Source organism: Bacillus cereus (assembly GCF_015071065.1).
GTDB lineage: Bacteria > Bacillota > Bacilli > Bacillales > Bacillaceae_G > Bacillus_A > Bacillus_A cereus_BA.
Genome location: NZ_VOVA01000002.1, coordinates 690,694 through 709,191 on the forward strand (window position 1 = coordinate 690,694; position 18,498 = coordinate 709,191).

Sequence of the window (18,498 nt, forward strand, 5' to 3'; positions counted from 1 at the left end):
ATTTATGAGAGCATAGCTTTTTTGTTGTAATAATTATATTTTGTTTTGTACAAAGTAAAGAAATCAAATGCTTTTTAGATTACTTCTTTGTGCCTTTACTTTTGTATGGTTTTGCAGCTTTCTTTTTCGCACTTGATTGCCAACGGTTCCATCCCTTACTTCCTGTACCTTGTCCTACACCTTTTTTCGGTTTTGCTTTCGTTTTACTCATATGATCACTCCGTTATATAAAAAATCTTATTTGATAATAGCCAATGTTTTAGAAAAATACTCTCGATAAATGACTATGTTTGTTTTAAGTAAAAACAAACTGCTTGAATGCTATAGTATATCATGAAACTGCGAGTAAACTGAAAGGAATTACAAATAAAATGAAAATAATAAGAAATACTGCGGATTCTATATTTCGAACAATCACACTAGTTGTTGTGTATATGTTAGTTTCAGCTAGTGAAATGTTTTTTGGATTGAAGAGACAAAGAAAGTAAAGATGTTATATTAGGAACAGTCCGTAAAGACGTAAAATAAAGAATTGAAAAATATTTTAAAAATTTTGTTGACTTTCTTATTTTTTTGTATAGAATAATCATTAATAAAATGTTTCAGAGATGTGACAACAAACGACTATGAAAGGACGAGTAGTAGTAGGATGTAGTTAAAGCGAGTCAGGGACGGTGTGAGCCTGATACGAAGCCTATTATGAAAAACCTCCTGGAGTCGCTAACCGAAATCCTTTATAGGAAAGTAGACTTAGCCGGGAACTTCGCCGTTACAAGAAGAACAGTATCGAGATTTTTTAATCTCCGTACTGTATAAGTGAGCAACCTCTGTTGCTAATTTGGGTGGTACCGCGGAACCAAAGTCTTTCGTCCCAGTTTTTTGGGAAAGAAGGGCTTTTTTTGTTGGCTTCTTTCCACAACATCCAAACATTTTAGGAGGAAACAGGCATGTATCAATCATTAATGACAGTAAGAGAGACTCAAATCGCAATTAAGGAAGTTAAAACATTTTTCGAGGATCAATTAGCAAAACGCCTTGAGCTATTCCGCGTATCTGCACCATTATTCGTAACGAAAAAATCAGGATTAAACGATCACTTAAATGGTGTAGAACGTCCAATTGAATTTGATATGTTACATTCAGGAGAAGAATTAGAAATTGTGCATTCACTAGCGAAGTGGAAAAGATTCGCATTACATGAATACGGATATGAAGCTGGTGAAGGTTTATATACAAACATGAACGCGATTCGTCGTGATGAAGAACTTGATGCAACGCATTCCATTTATGTTGACCAATGGGATTGGGAAAAAATCGTTCAAAAAGAATGGCGTACTGTCGATTATTTACAAAAAACAGTACAAACAATTTATGGAATATTCAAAGAATTAGAAGGTCACTTATTTGAAAAGTATCCGTTCCTTGGAAAGTATTTACCAGAAGAAATTGTTTTCGTTACTTCTCAAGAACTGGAAGATAAATATCCAGAATTAACACCGAAAGATCGCGAACATGCAATTGCGAAAGAACATGGTGCAGTCTTTATTATTGGAATTGGTGATGCACTCCGTTCAGGTGAAAAGCACGATGGACGCGCATCCGATTATGACGATTGGAAATTAAACGGTGACATTTTATTCTGGCACCCAGTACTACAAGCTTCATTCGAATTATCATCAATGGGAATTCGTGTTGATAGTAAATCACTTGATGAGCAATTAACGAAAACGGGTGAAGACTTCAAACGTGAGTATGATTTCCATAAAGGTATTTTAGAAGACGTACTACCATTAACAATTGGTGGTGGTATTGGACAATCAAGAATGTGCATGTACTTCTTACGTAAAGCACATATCGGTGAAGTTCAATCTTCTGTATGGCCTGACGATTTACGTGAAGCTTGTAAGAAAGAAAACATTCATCTGTTTTAATTAATATAAGTGAGAGGGGGAGTAGCTTGAAAATAGAGTTACTCTCCCTTTTTTATTCTGACGTGAAGAAAGTTATTTTGAATGAATATCGATCGTTTTTTCAAGGAAAAGAGCGAAAGGATATATGTGATAAGAGGTAAGAAGAGGCAGTTATATTTCCTAGGAAAGGATATAACGAATGATTTAATTGTTTTATAAGGATTTTTGGGTATCGATAATATGTTAAAAAGCTGTTTGTATAGAGTCTTGAAATCTATGCAAACAGCTTTTTATTTATATAGGAAGAAAATAGATTAATATGATTTTTGTAAGCTGTAATGAAAATATAAAATTAGCTCATTTGTACTAAAGGCTCAATTTTCGCCATAAATGATTGATGAAGTGCTTCAACACCTGTTACTAAATGAAGGCGGTCAATAACGACAGACACTTTAATTTCTGATGTACTTACCATTTTAATATGAATATCTTCTTCTTTTAAAGTAGTAAACATATTAGCTGCAACACCTGGATTAGATACCATACCTGATCCTACAATTGATACTTTTGCTAAATGATTTTCATACTCTACAGATTCATAGTGAAGTGCCTCTTGATTTTGTTCTAATACTTCTAATGTTTCTCTTAAATCATTAGAATGGATCGAGAAGGAGAGATGGACAGTTCCTTCATTTGTAATACTTTGAATAATAATATCTACATTAATATGTGCTGCTGCTAATGTAGAGAAAACTGTTGAAAGTGCACCTTGTTCTAATCCTTTAATTGTGACGCGTGTAATATTATCCTCAAATGCAATACCTTTAACGATTGATTGTTGTTCCATGTTACATTCTCCCCTTACAATTGTTCCGTTTTCTTGTTCCATGCTTGATCTTACTTCTAAAACTACATTATGATTTTTAGCAAATTCAACAGCGCGTGGGTGTAATACGCCAGCACCGAGATTTGCAAGCTCTAACATTTCATCATAAGAAATTTCATCTAATTTATAAGCATCTTGTACAACTCGTGGATCCGTCGTATATACGCCGGTCACATCTGTATAAATATCACATTTTTTTGCTTTTAGTGCCGCAGCTAATGCGACAGCAGTCGTATCGGAGCCACCGCGGCCAAGTGTTGTAATTTCATTTTCTTCACTTACTCCCTGGAAACCAGCTACTATAACAATCGTGCCTTCAGTAAGGTGAGACTGAATACGACCAGTATTAATGTCAGTAATCCGTGCACTACTATGTACAGATTCTGTCGTAATACCAGCTTGCCATCCTGTTAATGAAATTGCGTTATAACCTTTTGTTTGTAGTGCCATTGTTAATAATGAAATGGTTACTTGTTCTCCTGTAGATAGGAGCATATCCATTTCACGTTTACTTGGATTTTCAGTAATAGCGTTAGCAAGTGCTACAAGTCCATCCGTACTTTTTCCCATTGCTGAAACGACGGAGACAATACTATGTCCTCGTTCATATTCTTCAATAATTAAATTTGCTACATGTTGAATGCGCTCGACGCTTCCGACAGAAGTACCGCCAAATTTTTGTACAATCGTTTCCATTACGAATTCCTTCTTTCGTCCATTTTTAAGAATAGGTTAGGACATATACAAATCCCAATATTCCTGTAGTTACCAGAGAGAAAAACAAAAAACACCATCTCAAATAAGTGAGGATGGTGCTGTTACAGGAAAAGGGAAACAGAAAACGGAGCTAATAAAAAAACCGCCAAAAAAGGAATATCATAAAAAATGATATCTCTTTTTTGTAGATAGCTCTTCATACGTACACGTCTGTACATATGACAGTTCTGTTTCTATTCGAAAACAGCCCCAATTGATAAATGCAGAGAAATTTATCAATTTCGGCAACACTTCCTTTCATCTAAATTCATAGACATCTCTGTGTCTCCTTTAGAATACTTATAAGCGTTGCAACCTCTATCTCACGTTTTAGGCGAGAGTGTTTGATTTATGAAGTTGTTGGTAACATTTGTTTTATAATAATTTAAATTTTTCAGGGAATCAAGTGTTTTATATATATTTTTAAAATTCTATCTTTTATTCAGGTTAGTTTGTGAAAAATGTAGCAAAATCAATTCATTGCATGTACATTAAAAATATAGCGCTTGGGAGGTGGAAGGATGGAGAAGAAAAAGCCTATTTATGTAGCAACAAAAATGAACACAACAATGGAGAAACTATGGGAATATACCCAAGAACCAGACCTACATACAGAGTGGGATGCTCGTTTTACGGAAATTTCGTATTTAGAGAAGAAAGAGGGAGAACCACAGAAGTTTTTATATAAAACAAAGATCGGACTTGGGCTTGAAATAGCCGGAGAAGGGGAATCGATAGGTGAAATAAGAAAAGAGACAGGTGAACGGATTTCTTCTTTGAAATTTTGGACAGACAATACATTATCGCTTATACAAATAGGGCGTGGTTATTGGAAGTATACACCGAATGGAGAACATATTCATTTTGAAACGCAATATGATTATGAGACAAGGTTTGGTCGTATAGGGAATGTGATAGATTTATATGTTTTTCGGCCTTTATTAGGTTGGGCGACAGCATGGAGTTTTGATGCCCTCAAATTATGGTTGGAAAAAGGGCTTCATCCTAGTTTGCTAATTAGAAGAACGATGACGTATTGGCTCGTTTGTTTTTTACTTGCTTTCGTATGGATATATCAAGGGATTGTCCCGAAAATAATCTTTAGCCATCCAGAAGAAGTAAAGATGCTTTCTGTACTAATTGGGTCACATGAAAGTAGTGTGTTTATACTTAAAATAATTGGGGTATTAGAAAGTGTTTTTGGTGTCATATGGCTATTGCCACTTCCAAAGCGAAAATTATTTATAGTACATATTTTTATGTTAATAGTCCTCACAATAGCAGCAGGATTTACGAATATCGCAAGCTTTACAGGGCCGTTTAATCCAATTACATTAAACCTTCTTCTAATAGGATTATCGATTGTAGGTTATATAAATAGCAATAATTTACCAAGCGCAAAAAATTGCAAGAGGATGAGAAAGGGATAAGGATATGGTTAATATTTATGAAAAATTATTAGGGGATTCTTATAAAAAACTTCATCCAAAATTGCAGGAACGATATGCGATTACAAAGGAAAATAGTTTTATTGGGGAGGGGGAGATGGATGAAATTTACGGAGGTTCTTTTTTCGTTAAAATGATATTAAAAATTGCATCGAAGTTCCGAATGTTTTTTTCAGAGCGAGGACAAGAAGTTCCGTTTACAATACATAATTCCGTTGAGCGGGATGAACATGGGAAAGAATTTGTAAGGTGGAATCGTACCTTTTATTTTCATAATAAGAAAAGATATTTTAACGCTGTTATGCAGCTGGATGAAGAAGAAAATGAAATTTTCGACTATTTTGGTGAGCCGCATATACTCGTTTCTACATTGAATTTTCATATTGATGAGGCGGGAGCAATGCATATTTCTTCAAAGAAACAATGGTTTTATATGTTTAGAAGAAAAATCCCATTACCAAAATTTTTATATGGAGAGGCAAAAATTGTTGAAAGCTATGATGATGCACTGCAATGTTTTCAGATTCATGTACAAGTACGAAATCCTTTAATTGGGTCACTATTTTCATATAAAGGAACATTTGTGGAAAGGAAATAAACGATATGAAAAATATAATATTTGGACTTGCTTGTTATATTATTTTTTTAATATGTGAGTGGTCGAATGTAAATCCTGTTGAAGCAATTATTTTATTATCTATTTTGTTATTTATACCGATGTCTTTTGGTATTATTGATAAAAAAACAAGAAATGGATCGTATTTATTATTTTATAAATTTATATCGTTTTTATATCCAATCGCAGCAATTAGTGCAATGCTAGCTTTCGTAACAAATCACTTTTTCTTTGCGCTACTTTGGTTTGTATACACAGGAATCGTTGCGTTATTTGGTGTAAGTAGATTGTTAGAAAGAGGATGGAAACCGTTAGAAGAGACCGCTATTGATAGTGCGTTTATTTATTTGTTTCTAGGTGGTTTTTGGTTTTTTGCTTCTGTAGCAAAGCTTTCAATTATGCACTTTAGTTCTGACATTGTTTTGCTCACGGCTGCACACTTTCATTATTCGGCATTTTTATTGCCGTTATCAGCTGGTTTACTTGGAAGAAAAAGAGAACGAGGAAGTAAGTTATATGACGCTATTATGTTTATCATCGTCATTTCTCCAATGACAGTTGCAATAGGAATTACGTATTCGAGGGTATTTGAATTTTTTGCAGTGCTCATATATTTATGTGCCATTTATGGATATGGAGTTAACGTGTGGAGAACGAAATTCAATACTATAAGTGCGAAGGTACTTTTAGTTCTTTCTTCTAGCACACTTATGGTAACAATAATGTTTTCACTCATATATTCATACGGAAATTTCAAACAAGTAATGACGATTACAATTGCACAAATGGTTTGGATTCACGGTGTTGTAAATGGAATTGGAGTAGCGTTACCAGCATTTGTCGGCTGGATGATTGAAAAGAGTGCTCCGAATTATAAATATTACGGGAAACCAATGAGCAGGTTAAGAGGAAATGCGACAGTTGGTGAAGCATTTTTACATAACAGAAATTTAATAGATAGCAAGGAATACAAAGGTTTAGTTGATAAAATGAATGATTTTCATAGTGAGGCATTTGACGCGACGAAGATTCCTTTAAGTATTATTCGTTTTTATGAAAATACAAAAGAGTATCAGTTACAATCGCATATTAAATGGACTCGTTGGTTCCGCCCGGTTGCATTTTGTTATGAGAAAATGAGTAAGTGTGTAGGACAAATACATTTAGGAATGGGCAGCAAGTGGGAAACGATGCATGGCTCTATCATTGGGATAATAGATGAGAAGGATGGAAGAGAGAATGTAAGGGCTTGGCTAAGAAAAAATGAAGCAGGAGAATCTATTTTTGTAGCTCTTTACTCAAAACATACACATAAGAATGAGACATATATGAATATCGGATTACCTTTACCATATTCGAATATGACGGGAGTTTTGAAATTATGTAATAAGAGTAATGATTTAATCATTACTAGTAAGCTGAGAAGAAATGGTAAGGGAGATGAGGGGATTTATTTACATACTCGTTTCTTTACAATACGTTTACCATTAGCAGAGACTTTTATTATTAAAGAGAGCAAGGATCAAATATTAGAAGCTAATCATAGAATGTGGATATTTGGAGTTAAGTTTTTAGAAATTGATTATGAGATTAAGAAAATAGGGGGAAAGTAAGAAAAGCTTGGAGAGATTCCAAGCTTTTTTACGTAGGGGTAATTGTCATAGCAATTTGTTTATCCAAGTCTCGGTCCCAAACACGTTGAATTTCAAACGTACCTTTTTCAAAAAATAATGGGAATCTCTCTTTAAACCAATCTTGCATAGGAAGATTGAGTGCTGTATCAATTGGCACCCATAATAATTCGCCCTCAGGAGGATTCAAAAGGAGTTCACCTTCAAATGAATCTGTCCAATAGTTAAATACCATATATCGAACATTTTCTTTCGGATTTACGTATTCATCTAATCCCTTAAAAGTTAAATTTGAAACAAGTAATCCAGTTTCTTCTTTTACTTCTCGTTTAGCAGCTTGAACGATACTTTCTGGAAAATCTACTTTACCACCAGGAGCGATGTAACCAGGGAAGCCTAGATTATCGGGGCGCTGTATTAGCAATACTTCGTTATTCCGCTGAATCATACACATTGTATAAATACGGTGTTCTATATTTTTCCAATTCTTGCTCATACGAAACTCTCCTCTTATATAATAAGAATCTTATAGTTTTTAACTATAGTTATTTATTACAAAAAATACAATAATAAGACAAAATTATACAAAATAAAATTGACTATTACTAATTTTCAGAACTATAATTAGTCTGTTACATAAAAACATTGTACTTGAGAGGGGAATATATTCTATGAAAAATAGAATAATCGCAGCAGGAATAATCGCAGCAGGAATAATCGCAGCTAGTATATTATCTTATTCATCTAGTAGTTTCGCACAAACAAAAACATTTCCAGATGTCCCAGCAGGGGACTGGGCAGAAGATTCTATTAACTACTTAGCAGAAAAAGGTGCAGTTACAGGTAACGAGAAAGGAATGTTCGAGCCTGGAAAAGAGATCACTCGTGCAGAAGCAGCTACAATGATGGCTAAAATCTTAAACTTACCATTCGATAAAGATGCTAAACCATCTTTCGGTGACTCTCAAAAAGGATGGTATACCCCATACATCGCAGCTGTAGAAAAAGCTGGTGTTGTTAAAGGGAAAGATGTCGGCGTATTCGATCCAGCTGGAAAAATCGACCGCGTTTCAATGGCATCTCTTATTGTAGAAGCTTACAAATTAGATTCTAAAGTAAACGGTACTCCGGCAACTAAATTCAGTGATTTAGAAAAAAGCTGGGGTAAAGCAAAAGCTAACATCCTAGTTGAATTAGGGATTTCTGTTGGTACTGGTAACAAATGGGAACCTGAAAAAATTCTAACTAAAGCAGAAGCAGCTCAATTTATTAAAAAGGCTGATTCAATTAAAGTTGGAAATCCATTAGTGGAAAAGGTAGTTATTATTGATCCTGGTCATGGGGGATTTGATCCAGGGAATCCAGGGCAAGGTGTAAAGGAAAGTGAAATTGTATTTGATACATCTTTAAGATTACAGAAGTTGTTAGAAAAAAATACACCTTTAAAAGCTTTGTTAACACGTGAAGAGAACGGAAATCCAGGAAGTAACAAAAATGAATCTCTTGTGAATCGAGTGAAATTTGGTCAAGAGAACAATGGAGATATATTTGTAAGCATTCATGCAAACTCTTCTGAAAATCATGATGGTTATGGAACGGAAACATATTATTATAAAAAATCCAAGACTGGAGAAGAGACACAGATTGAAAAGGATAGCAAAGTATTAGCGCAAAAAATTCAAAAACGAGTAGTAGAAGCACTACATACAAGAGATAGAAATATAAAAGATGATCATTCATTTTATGTAGTAAATAAAAATACAGTACCAGCAGTTTTAACAGAGCTTGCCTTTATAGATAATGATATAGATAATGGTAAATTAGCTACTGAATCAGGAAGACAAATTGCTGCAGAGGCAGTTTATGCTGGGATTTTAGATTATTATGAGTGGAAAGGTTTCGATGTTTCAAAATATCGTTTAGCTAAATAAAAAACATTAATTGCTAAGCCCATCGTCTATATAGACGATGGGCTTTTTATATGAGTTTATATAATTTTGTATCGAAATAAAAAGATATATCGTATTATACTGATTATAAATAAAATAATGGTAGATTAGTTTATTTTTATCACGTATACTTTTACTGTTGACTAATTAATTGAATTAAGAGTTTGTTAGTTTGATAGGGAAAATTTTATGATAAAGGGAGGCAAGTTAACACGGGACAAGCATATACATAACGTGTTAAAAAAATATGAAAAAAGTTATTTCTAATGTGTTAGCAGTGACAGTCGCACTTCAAGTAGTGATGGCTCCAGCAGCTGCATTTGCAGCTACAAAAGAATTTCCAGACGTTCCGAAAGACCATTGGTCACTTGAAGCGATTACGGATTTAACGTCAAAAGGAATTATTGCAGGATACGATAATGGGAAATTTGGATTTGGTGATGTTGTAACTCGTGAACAAGTAGCAGCATTAATGTATCGTACATTAAAACTAGAAGCGAAAAGCGAGTATAAAAATCCATACTCTGATATTAGTGCAGGAACAACAATGTTCCAAAAAGAAATTTTGACTTTAACGGATATGGGGGTTTTTGTAGGTGATGGCAAAGGGACGTTTAGACCGAAAGAATCTCTAACGCGTGCTGAAATGGCCGTTATTTTGCAAAAAGCATTTAAATTAGAAGTAAAAGCACCACATACATTTAATGATGTAGATACAACTCCTTGGGCAAAAGATGCAATTAGTGCTTTGCAATCTAATGGTGTAGCAGCGGGGAACAACTTTGGCGGATTTGATCCATCAGGTGTATTAACGCGTGAAAGTTATGCACAGCTTTTATATAAAGCAATGCAAGTGAAAAACGATATTCCGGTTGAACAACCATCATATATTAATCTAGATGTAACATTACCATCTAATATAACAGCGCAAGAGATTGATAATTTCATTGGAAAGTATCATTCAGACAGCCCGCTTGTTGGGACTGGACAAGATTTTATAAAAGCACAAAATGAGTATGGTGTGAACGCTTTATATTTAGCAGCTCATGCTATCTTAGAATCTGGTTATGGGAAATCAGAAATTGCATATCGTAAACATAATTTATTTGGGCTAAAGGCATTTGATTGGGATCCATTTGCAAATGCAAAATATTTACCGTCTTACGGGCAAAGTATTTCGTACAATGCTGATTATGTAAGAAAGAACTACTTAGAGAAGGGTGCTCCTCATTTCAGTGGTTACACATTACCTGATATGAATGTTAAGTATGCAACCGATAAAGAATGGGCTGGAAAAATCGCTAATATTATGGAGCGTATTAAACCTTTCAATAACAAAGATTATCAAAATGTAACACGATTACCGAAAAACCCTAATACATTAAATGTAAATGCATTAGGCGAAGCAATTCCATATAAAGATTATGCAAAAGACGCAAAAACTACTGTTCAGTTGGTAGGATCTTACTATCAAGTTCCATTCCCGTTCAACAATCCAATTAAGAGTATACCAAATGTTACACAAAATGAAGTTGGAAAATTAGAAAATGGTACAAAAGTAAATGTATATCGTGAAGATCCAAATGGTTGGGTAGAATTCTCATTTGAAAATGCTCAAGAAAAGTATTGGACATTGAAGAAGAACTTAAAATTATAAAGTGGAAAGGTGTTTTCATATATGAAAACACCTTTTTTATTTATGTTCATCACGTAATAGTAATAGATTTATCATGATTTTCTTTTTTGTATTTTGATATTTTTACCAATAATTTAATTGTTTCATGTATAATTTGAGTTATTATAGTTTGAATTTTCTGTATTTAATTTCGAGTATTAACTTAATTTGAAAAGAGGAGAGAGCTATGCAAGGAGAAATATCAACAGAGAAAAATTTAGGTTATGTAGGGAAATTATTATTGCCAGTTAAAGTGTCACCACACTTTAAGTTTTTATGGATCGGGCAACTACTTTCGACTTTAGGTAGTTCGATAACGATGGTTATTCTGCCAGTCGTTGTGTATTCATTAACTGGTTCAACAGTTGTAATGGGAATGACTATGGCAATGTACATGCTCCCTAATATTCTTGCGTTACCGTTTGCTGGATTAGTCGTGGATCGCATTGACCGGGTGAAATTGATGGTATTTACAGATATAATCCGCTGCATATTAATGCTATTATTTGCAGCGCTCATATTTATGGACGTTTTAACGATTCCACTTTTATATGTACTTGTTGCATTGTATGGACTTATGGAAGGGATATTTCAGCCGGCGTATGCGGCTGTAAGAGCAAAAGTATTTGTACCGGAAATTCGAAATGCAGCTAATGCATTAACGCAAATGAGTAATCAAGGTATACGATTAATTGGACCGGCTCTTGGAGGATTGATCGTTTCAGTTGCATCTGCTGGAATAGGATTTGGATTGGATGCAGTAACGTATTTGTTATCATTTTTATGTTTATTATTTTTAAGAGAAATAAAGTTTAATAGAGCACAGAAATTTGAAAGAAATAAAGTCAATTACAAAAAAGATTTTATGGAAGGGATTCTTGTTTTAAAAAGTCATCCGTGGTTGTGGATTACCATTCTAGTCTTTTCTTTCGTTAATATTTGTTATGCTGGCATTATCGTTGTATTAATTCCATGGTTGTTTAATGTTCATCATCATTTTGAAGCTTATGTGTATGGTTTGGGTATGGCTTCTTCTGGTGCTGGAGCTGTAATTGCAGCACTAATTTTTGGTGGGAAGGAGCGGTGGCATAAGAGAGGATTACTTGCTTATGGTGGTGTTTTAATAAGTGGAATGGCACTATTAATTATGCCTTTCGTTTCTTGGGCACCTGCTTTAATTGGATTAATGGCAATTGAAGGATTCGGTATGATGATATTTGGGCTCATTTGGGAAACAAGTTTACAAGAACTTGTACCAGAAGAAGCATTTGGCAGAGTGGCAAGTCTTGATATGTTAGGTTCATTTGCTTTATTACCATTAGGATATGTAGTTGTTGGTTGGTTAGCTAATGTAATAGGTGGCGAGGTAACTATTATAACACTAGCTATTTTAGTACTCATAACAATTGGAATGGCATTGTCTGTACCAAGTATTCGGTGGTTCGATTGATTACGTAGGCTAAAAGGGGGATATGGTATATGACTATAGAAAACCTAAATGATTTAGTAGTAGGTGAGTTGAGATGTAAATACGTTTTGGAAGAAAAGGTATTTGAAGCAAAGAATTTTACTGTGTATATTGCTACTCCTATAGGAAGTAAAATGGCATATAGTCGATTCATCTTAATTAAGCATTTGTCTAATGAAGAGCCTTCCGTACATGTTTGGGAGAAAAAAACTTGTGTAGACGCTACAAAACTAGATATTGCAAAAGAAGTGACAGAAGCAATTCAATCGGGTTTTGTAAATAAAGAGTAAGCCCTAATCAAATTAGGACTTACTCTTCATTAAACACAAATGTTTGCTTCATTTTTTTACTCTCATTTACGGGGTGGCCGTTGTAAGAGAAATTCTTTTCTTCCCAAGTAATGATGACTTTAAAATTATGGCTATTAAAGTCTAATGGGAACACCATGTAATCAAAACTTGTATGACTTTTTGAAACGTTGTTATTAGATGTAGTAGGATTAAAGGTAGCTTTAGATGTAGGGCTATTATCAAGTATTTCCACGGATACATTTGATACATCATTACCAATATTTTTTAAGAGTAAACTATACGTATCATATACACCTTGTTTTGGCTGCACCGCTTGCTTGTTTGAGTTATGAGATTTGTCAATTTCGATATACCATTGTTTAGACTTTGACGCAATTGGTAGTGATTGAAATGTGTATGCACTAGCTTGTATTGGGAGTGCTAAGCATATAAGCGTAAAGAGAGTTATTATTTTTCGTTTCATTTTTTGAAAGCTCCCATTCTTTAATGGATTTATTTGTTATTATCTTCTTTTTTTGAGAAAGTATACCATACAGTTTAGGGGGAGGGTATATTGAAAGAATTAGTAAGTATGGGAAGCAGCATGTTTCTACAACTGTTATTTTTGTATATATTTATTTCTGGTGTTTTATTGGAACTCAATCCATGGTATGCGGTAGTGGTTTATGTGGCTATTGCTATAATAAGTCTTCTGCTAGGAATATACTCGATTGCTTTCTCTATGAAGAGAAGATCGAATACTATTTTTCTAACACTACCAGGTGGAATTGGAATAACATTATTTTCAATATTAATTATTGGATTTACAGTGTTTGCTTACTTTTTACCGGAAGGAGATATTCCGCCTGTAATTCGTTTGTAGTATAAGTGAATCGATAGAGCTCCTGTTTTTTATTATTAATCTTCCCGAGTATGTCACACGCATACTTAAAAAAGAAGGAAACTGTGTAGATATTTTTCGGCATAGTTTCCTTCTTTTGTTTTTGTGATTAATAATAAATGTTTGCTAAAGGATAGTAAAAAACATATCAGAGGGATTAATTTATCAATATAAAGAAGCGTCCAACTTACAAAAGATAGATACAGGTGGAGGGGTACGAGTATTAGTTAAAAGGAATATGAATATGAAAAAATTACCAATAAATATGTTAAAATAACATTGTCATATAATAAGGGGGATTTGTTTTATGGAAACAGAGCATCTTGCTAGTATAGATTTAACAAAAAGAGTGGACTCTAAATCTAAGTACAATAAGAAACTCGAAAAATATCAAATGCGCTTATTAGCACTACAGCAAATTTTAAAAGAAGAAAAAATAGCTGTTATGCTTGTTATGGAAGGCTGGGATGCAGCTGGAAAAGGTGGAGCGATTAAGCGGGTGACTGAGCATCTTGATCCGCGTGGATTCCAAGTAAATCCAATTGGAGCACCTGCTCCTCATGAAAAACGGTATCATTATTTGCAACGTTTTTGGCGGAAACTTCCTCAGTACGGGCAAATTACTATTTTTGATCGTTCATGGTATGGTCGTGTATTAGTTGAACGTGTTGAAGGGTTCGCCACAAAAGAAGAGTGGACGAGGGCGTATGGTGAAATTAATGATTTCGAAAAACTATTAACTGATGATCATTACATAATAGGGAAGTTTTTCTATCACATTAGTAAAGAAGAACAGTTGAGACGATTTAAAGAAAGAGAGAACAATCCTCTTAAAAGATGGAAAATTACAGATGAAGACTGGCGTAATCGGGAAAAATGGGATGAGTATGTCGAAGCAATGGAAGATATGTTTGAAGAAACAAATAAGCCGAATGCTAAATGGAATATTATTGCGAGTAATGATAAATTATACGCCCGTTTGAAAACATTGAAAGTGATTATTTCATTAATTGAGGATTATTTCGTAGAGCATGGTATAGAATTACCTTCTTATTATTATGAAATAAAAGAAGGAAAGAAAAAGGAAATAGAACCTATGCAAGATGTAGGGGTTAAAAATTAAAAAGGTTTGTATAGAAAATATGAAGGGAGGCTGTCCTGTAATTTGGTAAAACCAAATTACAGGACAGCCTTTTTAGTTAGAAACATTTTACAATTTACAGAATAAGGTATATAATCAATAATCATATTAACATTGTTAATATGATTATTGATTATATACTGTGTGGGGGTCTTATTTTGAAGGGAAGAGATGTTGTTTTAGGTTTATTAATGGAAAAAGAATTGTCTGGTTATGATATTAAAATTGTGTTTGAGGATGTATTTACTTACTTTTTTGATGGAAGCTTTGGAATGATTTACCCAACTTTAAGACAATTAGAAAAAGAGGGGAAAATAAAAAAAGAGGTTGTTATGCAAGAAGGGAAACCGAATAAGAAAATGTACTTTATTACAGATGAAGGGCGTGAAGAGTTTTATCAATACATGCAAACGGATGTAGAGAAAGACGTTTTACGTTCAGATTTTTTAATGAGGATGTATTTTGGTAATTATAGTGATGATAAGGCGATAAAAAAATGGATTGAAGACGAAATTGAAAGGAAAGAAGCATACATTGCGGATCTTCGTTTGAAATATGAAAGATGGAGAGAAGGTATTACTTTCGTTGAAGAAATTTCGCTCGATGTAGGTATTGCATCATATAGTGCACAAGTAGAGACGTTGAAGAGGAAGTTGCAGCAATTAGAAGTGAAAGAAAGCAATAAAACAAAAGAATGAAAAACACGTTCACAATAAATAAAGGGGTAGATAAACATGGAGCAATCAAAGGGGATTAAGATTGTCTTTTTAATGTGTCTAGGTATTTTTCTTTGTATGATTGATACAACGATTATGAATATAGCTTTACCAGCAATACAATCGAGTGTAAATACTTCATTAGAAAAGATGTCTTGGGTATTAAATGTTTATACAATGACGATTGCAGTACTCGCCATTCCTCTAGGACGGATAGCTGATATTTTTGGAAAAGCAAAGATGTATATTATTGGTTTGGTGATTTTTGGTGGTGGATCAATACTTTGCGCTTTTGCTAATACAGGCGATTTTCTCATCTTTTCTCGTTTTATACAAAGTATTGGGGCAGCAATATTATTTCCAACAAGTATGGTAATGGGTGTATCAGCTATGCCATTAGCAAAGAGGCATGTTGCTCTTGCAATTTTAGGAGTAACACAAGGATTGTCAGCTGCGATGGGGCCAGTAATAGGCGGAATTATTACGCAAAATTTAGGGTGGAGATGGGTGTTCTTCGTCAATGTTCCCATATGTATAATAGGAATCATTTTATGCTGTATTATGTTACAAGTAAAAAATGAAGAACGTATTATCTCAAAAATAGATTGGATAGGACTATTATTAAGTAGCTCAGCAATTTTTTCATTTACTCTCATACTAGTAAAAGGTAATACATGGGGATGGCAAAGTAATATTGCTTTGTTTTGTTATGCAATTAGCATTATTTCTCTTGTTCTATTTGTTTTAGTGGAAAGAAAGATTCATAATCCAATGGTGAATTTAAAACTATTTAAAGATAGGATGTTTGTAGGAGCATCTATCGTTGTTGTATTAAGTAATTTATTTTTAATTGGAGTTACTGTATTGCTTCCAACTTTCCTGACAAAAATACAACACCGAACGGAAATTGAAGCTGCTTTTTTAGTGACACCTATTTCAGCTATGATATTTTTTATCTCACCTGTTGCAGCAACTTTAATTAAAAAACTTGGGAAAGTGACTATTATTTTGTCAGGGTTCCTTGTTATGGGTTTAGCATATTATTGGTTGCAAATGATTGAAGTTAATTCAACAAATGTAGAAATTATTATTCCATGCATGATATTAGGTATTGGATATGGTTTAGTAGTGGGGCCAATTACAGTTTTAAGTGCATCTTCGTTTGAAGGGGAATTATTAACTGCTTCTCAAACTGTCGTATCGATGTTACGTCAAGTAGGTATTGTATTAGCAGTAGCGATATTTGTATCTAACTTAACACACAACTTATCTGTAAATAAAGAGAATGTATATCGTTATGCAGAAGAAAGAGTGCGGAATATTCATGTGGATAGTGCCGAGCAAGCTGAGATTTTACAAGTAACAAAAGAAAAAATAGAGAAACAAAGTATAGAAACAAATGTAGAAAAGAAACAAAATGAAATATTTGTTGGGTTAAGTAAAGGAAAAAAAGATGAATTAATTCACCAAAAGGTGGATGAAGCATTAAGGGGAGTTCCAGTAGAATATCGAGATATAAAAAGAGAAGAAATTGCGAGTCAAGTAACAAAAGAGGTTGAAAAACAAGAAGAGAAAATAAAGAGAGAAGTACTCGCATTTTCAAAAGATGTAAGTCGGTATGCCAAAAATAAGATGGCTATGAGTTTTACTGATTTATATAAAGCGAGTGTTCCAGTTATTTTAGTATGTGCTTTAGTAAGTTTGTTGTTTTGGGAATGGGGACTTCGAATTAGTAGAAGAAAGAAGGGGGTAGTGGAAGAGTTGTAGTAATAAATATCACTCATATTAAGAAATAGGCTGATATTTGAATAGATTTTGAATATCAGCCTATTTTTATTTATTACAATAGTTTCGGATCCAGTTTTTTACTGATTTGGGTGAGGATTAATCCGATGAAAACTTGTAAACTTCCTATCCATGTTATGTGTATGATTGAGCTATGTTCAATAATTATACTACCAATATAAGAACCAGTTGCAATCCCTATATTAAAAGAAGCAATATTTATAGCAGAAGCTACATGTGTAGTTTTAGGAGAAATACGATCTGCTAAAATCAAAGTATATAATTGAAGTCCTGGAACATTCATAAAGGCGAATAATCCCATTAAAGCTACAGTTATTAAACCAAGAATTTTGAATGGAGCTGCAAAGTATAACAATAAGAGTACAACCGTATGAAAGATAAAGATGTTTGATAAGGAGTGTATGGGGTAAGTATTCGTCACCTTTCCACCGATTAAATTTCCGATTGCAATCATAACCCCATAGAGGAAAAGAATAATTGTTACGCTATTTAAAGAATACATTGTGACATCCTGTAACAGTGGAGAAAGGTAAGTAAATACTGTGAATGTTCCGCTCGAAATAAAAGCGGTTATAATAAATACTAATAATAATCTTGTATTTGTAAATAATTCTTTAAAATCTTTTAGTTTTGAAGGTGTGCCTTTTTCTTCGGATTTGGGCACAAGTAAAAGTGTTGAAATATATGCAATGACGCCGATAATTGTAATAAATAAGAAGGCCATTCTCCAGCCGAATTGTATACCGATGAATGTACCGATAGGAACACCGGTAACAGTGGCAATAGTAAGACCAGAAAACATAATAGAAATTGCTTGTGCTCGTTTATTTTCTGGAACTAATGAAGCGGCCATTAATGAACCAATGGACATGAAAACACCATGTGAAAAAGAGGCTATAATTCTCCCTATTAATAATACAAAGAGATTCGGAGCAAGAGCGGATATACCGTTCCCAATTATAAAGACAAGCATGACTAATAATAACAATTTTTTTCTAGGTATCCCCGCTGTAAGCGAAGTTAGTACGGGAGCACCGATTGTTACACCTAACGCGTAAACAGTGACAGTTAGTCCCGCCATACTAACAGGAACAGCTAAATCATTAGAAATTAAAGGGAGTAGGCCAACGCTTATAAATTCTGTGACACCGATGGCAAATGCTGAAATAGCCAATGTTAATAAAGCTAATGCTCGATTATGTTTTACATTCACTTTTATTACCTCCATGTTTTATAATTCTCGATATGTCAAAATTAAAAATCAAACACATGACTAGACAAATTGACATATCGTAAATAGCCGAT

At 33.8% G+C, this 18,498-nt stretch carries 17 protein-coding genes, 1 pseudogene, 1 riboswitch and 1 other annotated feature; of the genes and pseudogenes, 13 read left to right on the plus strand and 5 right to left on the minus strand.

Translation table 11 applies throughout. The features are described 5' to 3' along the window. Positions 1-79: 79 nt before the first annotated feature. Complete coding sequence (locus tag FT637_RS09645; protein ID WP_000047589.1) at positions 80-211, minus strand: DUF3934 family protein; 132 nt, start codon at positions 209-211, stop codon at positions 80-82. Positions 212-617: 406 nt separating this feature from the next. Continuing rightward, positions 618-877, plus strand: a binding site (T-box leader). 70 nt (positions 878-947) lie between these two features. Here FT637_RS09645 and asnA point away from each other — a divergent pair. Beyond that, entirely contained in the window at positions 948-1,931 is a 984-nt protein-coding gene (gene asnA, locus FT637_RS09650; protein ID WP_002064745.1) for an aspartate--ammonia ligase, read from the plus strand. Positions 1,932-1,972: 41 nt separating this feature from the next. Further along, positions 1,973-2,071, plus strand: a pseudogene (locus FT637_RS09655) (XRE family transcriptional regulator); the annotation flags it as partial. Between the two features lie 191 nt (positions 2,072-2,262). On the opposite strand, the gene FT637_RS09660 reads toward FT637_RS09655, so the two are convergent. Then, entirely contained in the window at positions 2,263-3,492 is a 1,230-nt protein-coding gene (locus tag FT637_RS09660; protein ID WP_193646059.1) for an aspartate kinase, read from the minus strand. 202 nt (positions 3,493-3,694) lie between these two features. Continuing rightward, positions 3,695-3,881, minus strand: a riboswitch (Lysine riboswitch). A 192-nt stretch (positions 3,882-4,073) separates the two neighbouring features. On the opposite strand from FT637_RS09660, the gene FT637_RS09665 reads away from it, so the two are divergent. From FT637_RS09665 to FT637_RS09675, 3 genes are read left to right on the plus strand one after another with little or no spacing between them, the layout of a single operon-like run. Beyond that, positions 4,074-4,982, plus strand: a complete 909-nt coding sequence (locus FT637_RS09665) for a DoxX-like family protein (RefSeq protein WP_193646060.1) — start codon at positions 4,074-4,076, stop codon at positions 4,980-4,982. A gap of 4 nt (positions 4,983-4,986) precedes the next feature. Next, positions 4,987-5,598, plus strand: a complete 612-nt coding sequence (locus FT637_RS09670) for a DUF4166 domain-containing protein (RefSeq protein ID WP_193646061.1) — start codon at positions 4,987-4,989, stop codon at positions 5,596-5,598. 5 nt (positions 5,599-5,603) lie between these two features. Beyond that, positions 5,604-7,229 carry a YndJ family protein gene (locus FT637_RS09675; RefSeq protein ID WP_193646062.1) on the plus strand — a complete coding sequence of 542 codons (1,626 nt, stop codon included), beginning with the start codon at positions 5,604-5,606 and terminating at the stop codon, positions 7,227-7,229. A 28-nt stretch (positions 7,230-7,257) separates the two neighbouring features. On the opposite strand, the gene FT637_RS09680 is transcribed toward FT637_RS09675, so the two are convergent. Further along, entirely contained in the window at positions 7,258-7,743 is a 486-nt protein-coding gene (locus FT637_RS09680) for an 8-oxo-dGTP diphosphatase (RefSeq protein ID WP_193646063.1), read from the minus strand. Between the two features lie 175 nt (positions 7,744-7,918). Here FT637_RS09680 and FT637_RS09685 point away from each other — a divergent pair, with 175 nt between their 5' ends. From FT637_RS09685 to FT637_RS09700, 4 genes are all read left to right on the plus strand, one after another. Then, entirely contained in the window at positions 7,919-9,178 is a 1,260-nt protein-coding gene (locus FT637_RS09685; protein ID WP_193646064.1) for an N-acetylmuramoyl-L-alanine amidase, read from the plus strand. 265 nt (positions 9,179-9,443) lie between these two features. Continuing rightward, complete coding sequence (locus FT637_RS09690) at positions 9,444-10,853, plus strand: S-layer homology domain-containing protein (RefSeq protein ID WP_193646065.1); 1,410 nt, start codon at positions 9,444-9,446, stop codon at positions 10,851-10,853. A 205-nt stretch (positions 10,854-11,058) separates the two neighbouring features. Continuing rightward, positions 11,059-12,321: an MFS transporter gene (locus FT637_RS09695; RefSeq protein WP_193646066.1), complete on the plus strand. Its 1,263-nt coding sequence runs from the start codon at positions 11,059-11,061 to the stop codon at positions 12,319-12,321. A gap of 29 nt (positions 12,322-12,350) precedes the next feature. After that, complete coding sequence (locus FT637_RS09700) at positions 12,351-12,629, plus strand: hypothetical protein (RefSeq protein WP_193646067.1); 279 nt, start codon at positions 12,351-12,353, stop codon at positions 12,627-12,629. A gap of 19 nt (positions 12,630-12,648) precedes the next feature. Here the strand turns inward: FT637_RS09700 and FT637_RS09705 are convergent, their stop codons facing one another. Next, positions 12,649-13,113, minus strand: coding sequence for a hypothetical protein (locus FT637_RS09705; RefSeq protein WP_193646068.1), 465 nt, complete (start codon positions 13,111-13,113; stop codon positions 12,649-12,651). Positions 13,114-13,203: 90 nt separating this feature from the next. Between FT637_RS09705 and FT637_RS09710 the strand changes: the two genes are divergently transcribed. The 4 genes from FT637_RS09710 to FT637_RS09725 all read left to right on the plus strand — a co-directional run bounded on the left by FT637_RS09710 (position 13,204) and on the right by FT637_RS09725 (position 17,154). Further along, positions 13,204-13,512, plus strand: coding sequence for an alpha/beta hydrolase (locus tag FT637_RS09710; protein ID WP_193646069.1), 309 nt, complete (start codon positions 13,204-13,206; stop codon positions 13,510-13,512). 325 nt (positions 13,513-13,837) lie between these two features. Continuing rightward, on the plus strand, positions 13,838-14,653 hold the full coding sequence (locus FT637_RS09715) for a polyphosphate kinase 2 family protein (RefSeq protein WP_193646070.1): 816 nt from the start codon (positions 13,838-13,840) through the stop codon (positions 14,651-14,653). A gap of 176 nt (positions 14,654-14,829) precedes the next feature. Next, positions 14,830-15,369: a PadR family transcriptional regulator gene (locus FT637_RS09720; protein ID WP_193646071.1), complete on the plus strand. Its 540-nt coding sequence runs from the start codon at positions 14,830-14,832 to the stop codon at positions 15,367-15,369. Positions 15,370-15,405: 36 nt separating this feature from the next. Continuing rightward, positions 15,406-17,154 (plus strand): MFS transporter, encoded by a 1,749-nt coding sequence (locus FT637_RS09725; protein ID WP_193646072.1) that lies wholly within the window; start codon positions 15,406-15,408, stop codon positions 17,152-17,154. Between the two features lie 73 nt (positions 17,155-17,227). On the opposite strand, the gene FT637_RS09730 is transcribed toward FT637_RS09725, so the two are convergent. Then, the gene (locus FT637_RS09730; protein ID WP_193646073.1) at positions 17,228-18,421 is read right to left on the minus strand and encodes an MFS transporter; all 1,194 of its coding nucleotides are present in this window, start codon (positions 18,419-18,421) and stop codon (positions 17,228-17,230) included. Positions 18,422-18,498 lie beyond the last annotated feature (77 nt).